The 13,120-nt window shown below is 37.1% G+C and carries 12 protein-coding genes and 1 pseudogene; 3 read left to right on the top strand and 10 right to left on the bottom strand.

The window, feature by feature from the left end; genetic code table 11:
• A partial coding sequence (locus FFR48_RS18830; protein ID WP_137668428.1) for a response regulator occupies nt 1-601 on the bottom strand: 601 nt, incomplete at its 3' end.
• Between the two features lie 2,032 nt (nt 602-2,633).
• Here FFR48_RS18830 and FFR48_RS18835 point away from each other — a divergent pair.
• The 3 genes and pseudogenes from FFR48_RS18835 (at nt 2,634) to FFR48_RS18845 (ending at nt 4,583) form a co-directional block, all read left to right on the top strand.
• The gene (locus tag FFR48_RS18835; RefSeq protein ID WP_096568407.1) at nt 2,634-3,356 is read left to right on the top strand and encodes a response regulator transcription factor; all 723 of its coding nucleotides are present in this window, start codon (nt 2,634-2,636) and stop codon (nt 3,354-3,356) included.
• Between the two features lie 48 nt (nt 3,357-3,404).
• Nucleotides 3,405-3,563: pseudogene (locus FFR48_RS18840) on the top strand (zinc ribbon domain-containing protein); the annotation flags it as partial.
• A gap of 132 nt (nt 3,564-3,695) precedes the next feature.
• Nucleotides 3,696-4,583, top strand: coding sequence for an alpha/beta fold hydrolase (locus FFR48_RS18845; protein ID WP_137668437.1), 888 nt, complete (start codon nt 3,696-3,698; stop codon nt 4,581-4,583).
• Between the two features lie 21 nt (nt 4,584-4,604).
• On the opposite strand, the gene FFR48_RS18850 is transcribed toward FFR48_RS18845, so the two are convergent.
• The 9 genes from FFR48_RS18850 to FFR48_RS18885 all read right to left on the bottom strand — a co-directional run bounded on the left by FFR48_RS18850 (nt 4,605) and on the right by FFR48_RS18885 (nt 12,605).
• A complete protein-coding gene (locus FFR48_RS18850) occupies nt 4,605-4,844 on the bottom strand; it encodes a hypothetical protein (RefSeq protein WP_137668429.1) in 240 nt (79 codons plus the stop codon).
• A gap of 313 nt (nt 4,845-5,157) precedes the next feature.
• A complete protein-coding gene (locus FFR48_RS30815; protein WP_190651534.1) occupies nt 5,158-5,367 on the bottom strand; it encodes a hypothetical protein in 210 nt (69 codons plus the stop codon).
• Nucleotides 5,368-5,612: 245 nt separating this feature from the next.
• The gene (locus tag FFR48_RS18855) at nt 5,613-5,807 is read right to left on the bottom strand and encodes a hypothetical protein (RefSeq protein ID WP_137668430.1); all 195 of its coding nucleotides are present in this window, start codon (nt 5,805-5,807) and stop codon (nt 5,613-5,615) included.
• A 266-nt stretch (nt 5,808-6,073) separates the two neighbouring features.
• Nucleotides 6,074-6,397 (bottom strand): hypothetical protein, encoded by a 324-nt coding sequence (locus FFR48_RS18860; protein ID WP_137668431.1) that lies wholly within the window; start codon nt 6,395-6,397, stop codon nt 6,074-6,076.
• A gap of 30 nt (nt 6,398-6,427) precedes the next feature.
• Nucleotides 6,428-8,596: a peptidase domain-containing ABC transporter gene (locus FFR48_RS18865; RefSeq protein ID WP_137668432.1), complete on the bottom strand. Its 2,169-nt coding sequence runs from the start codon at nt 8,594-8,596 to the stop codon at nt 6,428-6,430.
• Nucleotides 8,597-8,718: 122 nt separating this feature from the next.
• Nucleotides 8,719-10,239, bottom strand: a complete 1,521-nt coding sequence (locus FFR48_RS18870) for a beta-barrel domain-containing protein (RefSeq protein ID WP_137668433.1) — start codon at nt 10,237-10,239, stop codon at nt 8,719-8,721.
• A gap of 838 nt (nt 10,240-11,077) precedes the next feature.
• Complete coding sequence (locus FFR48_RS18875; RefSeq protein ID WP_137668434.1) at nt 11,078-11,404, bottom strand: hypothetical protein; 327 nt, start codon at nt 11,402-11,404, stop codon at nt 11,078-11,080.
• 38 nt (nt 11,405-11,442) lie between these two features.
• Nucleotides 11,443-11,751, bottom strand: coding sequence for a CTB family bacteriocin (locus tag FFR48_RS18880; protein ID WP_137668435.1), 309 nt, complete (start codon nt 11,749-11,751; stop codon nt 11,443-11,445).
• Between the two features lie 497 nt (nt 11,752-12,248).
• On the bottom strand, nt 12,249-12,605 hold the full coding sequence (locus tag FFR48_RS18885; RefSeq protein ID WP_137668436.1) for a CTB family bacteriocin: 357 nt from the start codon (nt 12,603-12,605) through the stop codon (nt 12,249-12,251).
• Between the last annotated feature and the right edge of the window lie 515 nt (nt 12,606-13,120).

Consider the following 13,120-nt stretch of genomic DNA (forward strand, 5'->3'; position numbering starts at 1 on the left):
GTAACAGTATTTGCGAAAAACCAATGATGGCATTCATTGGTGTTCGTAACTCATGAGATATGGTAGCTAAAAATTGTGATTTAAGTCGTGATGCTTCCAAAAATCTCAAATTTTGTAATTGAATTTGTTGCCTTTGTCTCTCCAATTCTTGGTTCTTCCGAATCAGTTGTTCATTACTTTCTTTAAGTTGTTGATATGCCAAATCTGCTTTCATTTCTGCCCGATATAACCGCATCGTGTTTCGCAAAACCAATACCAAATGTTCTGAATTTAGTTGAGATTTAATCAGATAATCTGTAGCACCAGCTTGCAATAAATCAACAGCAATTTTTTCCTCTCCTTGAGCGGTGAGAATAACTAAAGGAACTTTGATTTCACAAGAGCGCAGCTTGTGAATTAAAGTGAAGCTATCTTGGTTTGGTAAGCAATAATCGAGAAAAACGCAGTCAAAATTAGTATTTTGGAGAGCAGAAAGGGCATTATTACCGTCGCTGACTTCACACAGTTCCATATAAACATCAGCTTTTGTCAGGGCTAGACGGACTGCCATGCGATCTACTTCATCATCATCTACAACCAAAATTTTCAGCGTCTCTTCCATTAGTTTTTATTTTCGCTGTCCAAAAGAGATTGAAGTACAGCATTTCTATTTTCAGATAGTAAGCATTCAGCTAAAACTGCTTTTTCAACTGATTTTCCAGGATGTTTAGGGGAGACTGATACTAAAATCAATTTCCTAATTCCTTGCTACAAATGCTCATAAATCCCAGATAATAGGTGATTACTGATTACTGACTGCTGAATACTGACTTCCAATACAGCAGCAGTCAGAACTAAAATGCTGTTAGTTCCAGGCTTTGTCAATCTCATTGTTTACTTTATTTACCTACAAGAAGCTGTATATAACTACAGAATTGACAATTTTTGTGTATCTCACAAAACGCTATTGAGTAACTCAGGTATTTTACACAATATCTAATTAATATTCTTTACATTCAATTTATCTTCCTCCACTTTTAGTAGTTTTAATTTGTTATGTTTTTAGCTGGTTGCAGAATCAAGTATTTGATTTTTTCTGCCATTTTTTTTTGATTGTGTTGAATCTCCTGGTTATAACTCTAACAAACGGAAAATTGCTCTCGTTTAATAAAAAATAATTTAAAAACAATTGGCAATTATCCAGATGAAAGTGATTCTCTATGAAATCTGGCAGAGTCGAGAGAAAGTAAAATCAAATACTTTATCTATCTCAACACAATTGTAAATGAGTAAATGATTTACCGTCCTCACCCATTAGTGAGAGTTGCATACAAACATTGTGTACCATCAGCTTGAGCAGTTTTACTCACTTGAACAGTAGTTAGTCTTGATTCGTGAGTGATTAATCATTCAATATTAAAAAGCTGTAAGTGCATATCTTGCTATTGCCACATAAGCGCGAATCATTAGTTTTAAGCCCTTGCCCTCGTTCATAGATAGAAAATTTTAAATTATCTGATGTTGTATGTGATGTTGGCGGAGCCTGTGGTCGGTACTATGATAGATGATGAAGTTACCAGTTGGTCATTCTGTTGATCATCTCTTGATACAGCACTTCCTAGTCTAATACTGTACCTCAAAACAAAGGAATCTGCTGTAAGTTTATGTCGCAAGAATCTTGTGCTAGGATAAAAATGTAAACCTCCTTGATTCAGCAAGCTATATACAAGGCTTTAAACTTGGATTTGACAGAATAACTAGAGTCAGATGTAATACATTTTCTGATCATAGTCAGTAAAAATCACCCCCGGTTACTGTCTCATTATTTACTACGTAAAAAAACTGATCTGGTGTCAAAAAAGTAATATTTCAAGTTTAGCACAAGCATTGTTGACAGAGTTGATGAGAAGAAAAAGACAAATTTATAACATTTAACCAACTCGTCAAGGTGAGGTAAAAGTATTCAAGGAGATTGGTAGAACTTAAAATTCAAGAAAAAATGAGAATAAGGAAGGCACAGTCATAACAAATAGGTTGATTGTCTGATTTTCCATTGGTTTCAATATTTCATATTTTCCAAAAAAATAGCCATATACCCGTAGCTAGATTTTTACTTCTATCCCAGATAAAATAAGTGAAATTTATTATTTCTGTCGATGGATGCAACCAGGTCAAAATATCATCTATCTTTAGTTTGGGAAAATTAGATCCAAATTAGATCCAAATTATCCAAAACTTGCATTCATTGTAAGAATTCAGGAGTCAGGAGTCGTAGGTGCGAAGCATTCGGGCGACCAATTATCAATTTTATGCAAAGGCTATTTTCCTGTAAGGGCGAAGCATTCGGGCGATAAATTATCAATTTTGATCACAGGTTATTTTCCGAATGCTTCGCCCCTACTTCGCCCGTACAGGAGTCAGGAGTCAGGGGTTAGAATATTTGTGTGCAGCAGGAATCCAGATGAGCAAGTTTGTTTATCAGTTTGTTCATCAATTATCAAGCATGACTCGAAAACTCTCATTCATTCTGAATCCTGTATTCTGTCTCCTCAATCCTTACCAGTCAAATTAAGTTCAAGTTAAGTTCAAGTTAAGTTCAAATTAAGTTCAAATTAAGTTCAAAGCAGCAGTCAGATATATAGTTGGGTGTAACAATGAATGAGATTAGCATTCTTTTAATTGAAGATCATGATTTAACCCGGATGGGGTTAAGGGCTGCATTGCAGTCACACGGAGGGTTAAGGGTGATAGGTGAAGCGGCAAATGCCAGCCAAGGATTAAAACTTTTGGAAACTGCCAAGCCAGATGTAGCAGTAGTGGATATTGGTTTACCAGATATGGATGGAATTGAACTCACCCGCAAGTTTAAACGCCATCAAGCAGAAACTGGGCAAAATAATACAAAAATTTTAATTTTGACAATGGATCATACAGAAGATGCCGTCTTAGCTGCTTTTGCGGCGGGTGCAGATTCTTATTACATGAAAGAGACAAGTATTAACAAATTAACTGAAGCCATACAAGCTACTTATGCTGGTAACTCTTGGATTGATCCAGCGATCGCCAATGTGGTACTCAAAAAAATGCGCTCAAGTTTACCAGGAGAAAGTCTCACATCTGATAAACCAAAGACTGTAAAAATTGAGGCTTTAGCTACAGAATATGAACAAGTTCTGGAAACCTATCCTTTAACTCAGCGGGAACTGGAAATTTTAGAATTAATTGTTGCTGGTTGCAGTAACGGTCAAATTGCAGAAAAACTGTATATTACTGTGGGAACAGTAAAAACTCATGTTCGCAATATTTTGAATAAACTTTGCGCTGATGACAGAACCCAAGCCGCAGTTCGCGCTTTACGTTCTGGGTTAGTAGGTTAATCGGTGACAGGTGACTGGTGACAGGTGACTGGTGACTGGGGAAGAAGTGATAGAGTTTATCCATCAAGTAAAACCTGTTCTCACTGTGGGCATAAAAAAGAAAATCTTTCTTTATCCGAAAGAATTTATTGCTGTGAGAACTGCGGTTTTGAGATAGATAGGGATCTAAACGCTGCAATTAATTTATCGCGTCTGGCTAAGGCGTGAAAGTCTACTGAGGGATAACTGCTCCCATGCTCCCGTTGAAGTAGAAAGTAAAGTCTAGTTTTGTCTAGGTTTTATATAGCAGAAGACTGCTATCCTGAAAATGAATTATGAATTATGAATTATAAACTGCCCATGACAACTTCTACAGATGTATTTACCTCCATCAAAACCTGGATTTGGCAAGGCTTCCCTATCTGTTATCAAACCCAAGGCACTCAAGGACCTGCTGTGATTTTGGTGCATGGCTTTGGAGCATCTTGTGGACACTGGCGCAAAAATATACCAGTTTTAGCAGAAAGTTGTCGGGTTTATGCCCTTGATTTGATTGGTTTTGGTGCTTCAGCTAAACCAGAACCAGGAGAGAAAATAACCTATACATTGGAAACCTGGGGACAGCAAGTAGCTGATTTTTGTCGGGAAGTAGTGGGAGAACCTGCATTTTTAGTAGGAAATTCTATTGGTTGTATTGTAGCTATGCAAGCTGCGGTCAGTAACCCAGATATAGCTTTAGGAACTGCTTTGCTGAATTGTTCTCTCAGGTTGTTACACGATCGCAAAAGGCTAACTTTACCTTGGACTAAACGAGTTGGTGCGCCAATTTTACAAAAGTTTTTATCAATTGAAGTTGTTGGTAACTTCTTTTTTAGTCAACTAGCTAAACCAAAAACTGTCAAAAAGATTCTTTTACAAGCCTATGCCAATGGGGAGACAGTGACAGATGAATTAATAGAAATTTTAATGAAACCAGCAAGTGATCCAGGTGCAGCAGCAGTATTTCTGGCTTTTACATCTTATTCTAGTGGACCATTACCAGAAGACCTGTTACCTGTATTACCCTGTCCAGCAATTATTTTATGGGGAACGGCTGACCCTTGGGAACCAATAGATTTGGGTAGAGAGTTAGCCAATTTTCCCCAAGTACAAAAATTTATTCCCCTGGAAGGAGTGGGACATTGCCCCCAAGATGAAGCTCCTGAACTGGTAAATCCAATTTTACAAGATTGGATTGGCAAAACTTAATTTTTGGATTTTTCCAGAACACTACCACCATCGACGATGATGGTGATGTCCTTTATGCCAGGGACGACCCCAGTATCCCCAGCCCGGTCCACCCCAGCCCGGTCCACCCCAACCAGCTCCACCCCAGCCCGGTCCACCCCAGCCCGGTCTACCCCAACCGGGTCCACCTCCCCAGCCGCCCCAGTGACCACCAGATAGAAGTTCCTGTTCATTGCTGGATATATCCTGAACTAAATGGGATTTGATGTTTTGATTTGACATGATTGTTAGCCTCAATTAATTGACTCAATTGGTTTATAAATTTGATGAACCTAGTTTTTTTATAAAATTAGTATTCATAAATGTAATTATTCTGTGGTTATAAGTTAATAGTTATTATTTCTGTCTTTTGACTTATCCTAAATTCATATAGGTAGGACTCCGATAGCGGTCAAATTTGATTTATATATTCTTGACAGGATGCATAAATCATGTTTAAGAATGATTGCACATTATCATACTCCCAACTTCTCGACAAAGTTGGGAATTTTGTTGATTGCTATTGATTGAAAATTTCTATCTGGAATTAACCTGATTAATCCCAGTTCTGATAGCCATCAGAATAATTGAAACTAGGGTAGTTATCAGGGCAAGGAGAGGGTGTATATCGTTTGTAATCTTTGTATTCCCCGCAACAGTTTTTGGGTTTATAACAAGGAGAATAGTGGCATCTTCCCCCAGAAAGAAACTGCTGTTGTTCTGCGGATAATTCCACTAATTCCAATTTATTGATTTGATTTGACATGATTAATTGCCTCACTTACATTTTTCGGGTTGTCAGTTTTAGGTAACACCCTGCATTTAAAAAATTTGATATTTGTGGAATTACAAAACTCAGGAGTTTAATTTTGTAACTAAGATTTGCATATTAAGTAAGGGAGAAGAAAAAGAGATTGTTGAAACTTTCTCAATTAAGATATGATTTTTCTCCTCCCTGGAATACAGAAAAAGTCTCAGTTACAAAACTATCCGTCTGTAGAAGGTACTAATTTATGAACCGTACGCTTGGCCGTAATAAGGACGACAGATGTAGGTGGGGTAACGCTGTGGGTAATAGTTGCGACCATAGTCGTCACCACGACCATAGCGATCATCATCCATTCCACGACCGTATTGACGGTATGGTTGTTGTTGCTGTCCTCCAGAGAGCAGTTCTTGTTCTTCTATGTTTAATTCAACGAGCAAATTTGATTTCTTGGTTTGAGCAGACATAATTATTTACCTCACTTACTTGTATAGGTATGTAACAACCTATCTTTTTATTATTAATAATTTTTTCCAGTTTTAAATTATTCTTTGGTTATAATTTCAGAATAAATATTTATTTCTTTTAGCTCATGTTTTTCACGGTGAAGTAAATAATTATCATACTTTTTTAGGGTTGATTGAAATTTAAACAGATAAATGATGAAAATAAATTAGTCTTGATGAGAAAGGTGAAAATTCATTTCTTATAATTTAGGAAAAAAATTCTTGAGAATATCAGGTAGTAAACTACTCCATCTATTACCAACTGAGCGAATGTTTGTTAGTCCAAAGTTAAAAGATACACCTATGGTAATTTGTGAAAACCTATATTTACTGTTTTGTGAACTAGATTCATTTTCTCCTAGATTTAACTCATTATCGGCGCTACTGTCAATGTTAGTAGTTTGTAAGAAAAAATCAGTTTTACCGATCACATCAAAATTTTTACCAGAAATTAAACTCTCTTGTTCTGTCTCAGATAAATCAACGAGTAAATCCTGATAATCTGGTTTAAAATTTTCCATCATAATCTTATAATGAGCGGATGAAGAATATTTTTAGATTTTGAGAAATTGTAAATGTTCTCCTGGCTGAGAAATAAAATTTTCAAGACTACCTTGGATTTGCACTTGACCTTTATCCATTAATACTATCCAATCTGCTCGATTTACCACACTAGGACGATGGGTAATCAAAATTGTAGTTTTTCCTTTGCGAGATTCCAATAATCGATCTAGAACGTGACTTTCACTAACTGGATCTAATCCTGCAGTAGCTTCATCTAAAATTAAAATCGGTGGGTTTGTGAGTATTCCCCGTGCGATCGCTAATCGTTGTCTTTGTCCACCAGAAAGATTTGCCCCAAATTCTCCTAACACAGTTTGATACTTATTAGGTAATTGACTAATAAAACCATCTGCATCAGCAATTTCACAAGCTTGAACAATTTGATCAAAAGGAATAGCAGGTGTTCCTAAACGAAAGTTTTCTAAAATTGAACGACTCCAAAAATGAGGTTCTTGGGGTACATAAACTACTTGCTGTCGCAAACAATCAAGGGAAAGATCATGAATATTAAAAACACCGATGCGGATATTACCTGAAGTTGGCTCATATAAACCTGCAATTAGTTTTGCTAAGGTACTTTTACCACAACCTGATTGACCAATTAAAGCAATCACCTTTCCACCGGGAAGTTTTAGAGAAAAATTCTCTAATAAATCAACTCTTCCTGCATGGTGAAATGTCAGATGAGAAAAATGAATATCTGCATCACCAGATATTTGTACAATTGGTTTTTGACTACCGCCAACAACTTCCGGTGTCGCATCAATAACTTCTAATAAACGAGAAATTGCAGTTTGAGAACGGAAATATTCATCTACTAATCCGACCACAATACCAATTAAGGCTAAAACATTCACTTGTAAAGCATTGAAAGCCAACATTTGACCAATAGTTAATTGGTTGTTAATTACTAACATACTGCCTAAACCCAATAAAATTACACCACCAAGAGTAGAAAGAAGTTTAGCAACAGTACCGTTAATAATTCCAATTTGAATTGTACTGAAAGTGAGATTAGCCAAACGACCAAAACGGCTTTGAAATTCCTCCCAAAATTGAGGGGCAGCATTAGTAATTTTGATGACTTGTGCGCCTTTGAAAGTTTCTACTAAGACACCTTGATTTTCTGCACCTAAAACTAATAAACTGCGGGTTTTTTGTTGCAATATGGGTAAGAATGGCAGAGTTGCTAGAGTCATTAAAGCCCCAAAAATAATCACTGCTATTGTTAATTGCCAGCTATAAAAAAGCATCACACAAAAAGAAATAATGGCTATGAAAAGCTGACTAGGTAACAGCACTACTACCTGAGAAATTAACTGATTGATTTCATTAATGTCGCTCAAACGGCTAGTAATTTCACCACTACGACGAGATTCGTAATAACTCAAAGGTAATTGCAGTATTCTCCTGCCAAAATCCAAGACTAATCCTAATTGTAATCTTTGACCAAAATGGGCAATCATAGTAGATTGTATAACTTGCAAACTACTACTAAATACGGTCATGACAACAACAGCAGATACTACTACTGTGAGTAGCTGAATATCTCCTCGGACTAAAACATCATCAGTAAGTAATTGAATTAAAATAGGAGTTCCCAGGGCTAATATACCCAGGATAATATTAATAATTAAAACTTGAGTCAGCAGTCCTCGATAGGGCAGAATCCGCATAAAAAAGCGTAAAAAACCACCGTGGGGTTTTTCTTGGGGTTGTTGAGAAAAACGCTCTGGATCTGGCTCTAATAAGAGCATGACTCCATTCCAAGCTGCTAATAATTCTTCGCGTTTAATATAGCGAATACCTACAGACGGATCAGCAATTACATATTTTTTACCCTTTTTGCCATATAAAATAACCCAGTGATAACCACGCCAATGAATAATTGCTGGTAGTTGGATTTCGTTGATTCTATCTACAATTTCTGGTGAGGCTTTAACGGCTCTCGCATTAAATCCTAAATTATCAGATCCACGTTTTAAACCTAATAAAGTAGTGCCTAGTTGTCCTGTTCCTACGGCTTCTCGACTTTTATTTATGGTTAAGAAACGTCCGTAATATTTGCAAATGGAAGCTAGACAAGCTGCTCCACAATCTTCTTCGCTTGCTTGTAAAATACATTGGTATTTTCTTTGAGGTTGAAATAAATTAAACATAATAGAGTAGTTCAGTAGTTCAGGAGTTTAGTAGTTCAGGAGTATGGGGAGGTAGGGGGAAATTATTTGTATTTTCCCAATCACCAATTACCAATTACCCATTACCTATTACCTATTACCTATTACAAATCAGTAATTAATCTGGCTTTTCTGAGAATAAATTGCATCACAGTTTCTTCACGGGTAATAATATCAGTGCGACCTTGCATTCCCGGTTGTAAATAACATTTACGTTCACCTCTACCTACATATAATGTTTCTGGTTCAATAGTGACTTCATAACCATTAACCAGGGAATTTGTAGATGTATAATTTTGAGTTTGGTTTGTTGGTGAAACTGGTAAAATATCTGGAGCAACGTTTTTGACAATGCCTTTGAGAGTACCATAATCTGGATAAGGACAAGCAGAAACTTGCATTTGGACTTTTTGACCTGGTTCTACTTTGTTAATTTCTTGAGTAGGTACATAGGTTTTGATTTGTAAAGGAGCATTGAGAGGGGCAATTTGAGCAACAGCTTCACTGGGTTGTACTACCTGTCCAGGGTTACGAATTTTTAATTGTAATAATGTGCCAGTAATAGGTGCGCGAATCACTCTTTTTTTCAAATCAATTTCTGTTTGTAGCAGGTCTTGACGAGTGCGAATTAGTTGTTTTTGAATTTCCAAACGTTGTTGTAATAGAGTCTGAAGTTCTTTTTTTAAAGCTGCTAAATTTGCTTCTCCCCTAGCTTGTTCTTGTTTAATTCTTTCAGAGGCAATAATGACAGCAGAATTATTAGGATTGATAGCTGTTCTCGCTTTCGCTAGATTTGTTTGAGCAACTTTAAATGCCTGTACTTTTTCCTCCAAAAGAGTTTTAGCGTCGTTTTTAGCTTGTTCTAATTTAGCTCTAGCAGATTTAACAGCTTGTTGTTTTTCTTCCAAAATATTGCGAGAAATTGCACCAGAATCAGCGATCGCCTGTAATCTATCTCTCTGCAACTTGGCAAGATTGAAAGCTGTTTGTGCTTCTTCGATTGTGGTTTTTAAAACTCCTTCTTGTTGTAAGCGGTCGAGCTGTGATTTGGCAAATCTCACAGCTAATTCTGCTTGTGCCATTTCTGCATTAGCTTTAATTTGTTGGTCTTCAAAGTTACGTTGAGTACCATCTAATTCAGCTTCTGATGCGATAATTGTACGATTGATTAAATTTGTCTGTGCCAAAATTTGATTATTGATTTCACCTATTTGAGCATCAATTTGTACAAGTTGTAATTGACCTTGTTGAATACTGCTTTCTAGTTGGCTTTTTTGGGTTTGTAAATTGGAATCATCAACATAGGCGATCGCATCTCCCTGATTAACTACCTGATTATCTTTGACTAAAATCTTCTGCACCTGGCCAGAAATAGCCGATTCAACTAACCTGAGTTCCCCTACAGGTCTAATAGTTCCTGGAACTTTCACCGTCACTTTATAAGCAAGTACAGTAGTTAAACCTACACCTACCACAAAGATAGTCAACATTACCCCCACACCAATGCTAGTCCATTTGTGAATTTGGGGCAGAAACTCATTAATTTCAACTGGTTGCAGATGTTCAGAACCTGGATCACCAGACCCATTCCAAACATAGTTTTCATGGCGGTGTAAAGAATCCACAACGTTCCACCTTTTTGATTGAAACATCAACAAAAATCAGGATTATCTCATATTACATTTGATATCTCAGCCGCTCAGATAACTCCACATAAATTGATTGGAAAACCCGTGTAAGCATTCAACTATCAGCCATCAGTAATCAGCTTTTTCAGACTTATGCCAGAAATACTTATTTGATAATTAACCAATTTCTCAAACTTTCTGATTCCTGACTCCTGAATTGTGATCAAAAAATGTATCTTTACCTCTATCTTTTGGTGAATATTTGGTGAATATAAGTTATACCTAAAGTATCAACACTGCCAAATACTGGCTCATCATAAAGGTTGACTCAACTCAACAGAACCAGAATGAAAAAAATAAAATATGTCGCTCACAATAGTAAACATCATGGTGAAGAATCCTCTATAATCATTAGTGGGGGATAAGAAAAGAAAAAGCTGACCATAGCAAAAACTTTTCTTGACATCTCTGACGTGGGCAACGCTGAGAAAACAACCGAGGAGAACGCTCAAACTCCCTCAAAGACCTCACTTACGTTGAGCGAGTAGTAAGAATCTCCTCTCCCCCCTTCCTACTGAAAAACACAAAATTCCCAAAACATGATTGTAAATTGCGCTTTAAATTGCTTTAAATTACTGATTTAGCCAATAAAAATGAATTTTATAGAGAATTTTATTGTGTAGCTTTGCCCTAAGAAATTTTTTACCTAAAGTATGGGAATTAAAAACTAGCCCGTTGTGAGCTAAGTTGAGATTTTTGACTAGGAAATAAATATAACATTTCCCAGTTTAGTTAATTACACACCAATTTATTTCCTATTCCCTGTTCCCTAAAATTATAGTGTTTGACTTGCAGCAGAGAATGGTGGCAAAATCATAATATCTTCTGCGCCAGTAGCACCACCTTTACCCTGTGCAGTAGAGTTTCCAACACTGCCAAAAAGACCGGAAGTAGTTGAACCTTGTAAAGTATTATTGCCCAACACAGTGCTTGAACCATCATTTAAAGTTTGACCCAGCGCAGTAATTGGTTGACCTCGTATAACTGCAAGAGGTTGAATAAATTGATCATTGAAAGGTTGACCTTGACCACCTAACAAAAGTTCTTGTTGCTTTGAAGATAACTTCACTAATGAATCTGATTTCATGATATCTTGTAACATAATTGTTCACCTTTATTGTTCACCTTTTTGGAAATCCATTAAAACATCCCTAGAGTTCCCAGAGGATTATTGAATGATCTAGGGTTGTTGGGGAATAGATTATTAACAGATCCAAAAGGAGAAACTTCAGGTTCATTAGATGACAATATAGATTGTGCGCCACTATTGACATCAGCAAAATCAGTATTAGTTCGAGAAACTTTACCTAGTGGAGTATTGCTGTTATTCTCTGTGGTATTTTCGGCTCTTTGAGAAAAATTGTTATTGCTAATCTGAGGTTGACTACCACCAGTTAAAAATTCTTGTTCCTGATCAGATAACTCAATAAACCATTTGAATTTCATCATTGGACCTCTCCAAAATAGAATGTATTAATTTGTCATAAGTTGTAGGGGCGAAGCTTATGGGCGATAATTTAACGGAAAAATCAGACATCTAGATATCCCATAAGCTTCGACCTGCCCCCATAAATAGGTTCCATAATTTCTTTTCTGGAGATGTCTATTGGACATGACATGATTATTAGCCTAAGTTACGTAAATATCCAAAATAAAACAATTCAAATTCCTATGCAGATTTTTGAGTAGGGGGATTAAAAATAATCAAGAATTTGGTTATTTGATCACCCCCAAGCCAATACTTTTCGGTTAAGCCCAAAAAATAGAATTATGTAGGTTGGGGAGCCATCGCCTTGGACGGGTTTCCCGGCTTGTGGCGAATGGCGTTTGACGTTAGGAAACCGAACATTTACAGGCTTTTGTTGGGTTGCGACTGCCTACGCCAATCTACAAAAACTCTTAACCGAACAGTATTGACAGTTGTTCAGCAAATCACAGAAACCGCCTTAGCCACCAAGACCACCAGGACCACCAGGACCACCGGGACCACCAAGACCTTCAGGACCGGCAAGAGGTGAGCCTTGTCCGTTGAGAATGGGTGCTGCACCCAAGGCTGCAACTTGAGGAACTATGGGCGCACCCAATCCCAAGAAGTCTTGGGCTGCGGTGTTGACAGCAGAACTTGTACCGATGGAGCTACCAGTGCTACCATTAGGACCAGAAGCTGTAGTACCTTGCAAGTTTGCTAATCTATTAGCGAAGTTACTGCCAGCTAACTCAAAGTCAGCCCCTCCAGTGACAAACTCTTGTACTTCATCAGATAAAACAACAAACAATTCAGACGAGATAATTTGATGGGACATGATTTTTAGCCTCACTTACGTAATTTTTCAACAAAGGATTCCAGAGCATGAACTGATTTCTTACTGTTTACTTTTGGGCAAAAAGAAAGCAAACATAATCGCTGCTAGAACACCGATTCATTAATCGTCAGGGCGAAGCATTCGGGTGATAACCTATCGCTAAAACCATTGATATTAAAACCATTGATATTCTGTCCGAATGCTTCGCCCCTACAAGGTAAAAACAGATTACCTAGCATTACTGAATCGACGCTCTAGAATCCGCTGTTTACTGACTCCCAAGGATAAAAAACCCAGAACGCTAATATTTAGTCAGTACCAGCAGTACCGCATAAATAGAGGTACAGCTTGATGTGACCGACATAATACTGAATAATGTTACTTCTGCAATAATTAGGGTTTGCTGAATAAACCTAAAACCTTGATATATCAAAGGTTAGAGGCTGATAAACACAGAAATTAGTGCAAGGGTTTTGAAGGGTATACCGGAAAAAGTGTGCATTTTTGGGGATTTC

Origin of the sequence: Sphaerospermopsis reniformis, from assembly GCF_005402885.1 — a bacterium.
Lineage (GTDB): Bacteria > Cyanobacteriota > Cyanobacteriia > Cyanobacteriales > Nostocaceae > Sphaerospermopsis > Sphaerospermopsis kisseleviana.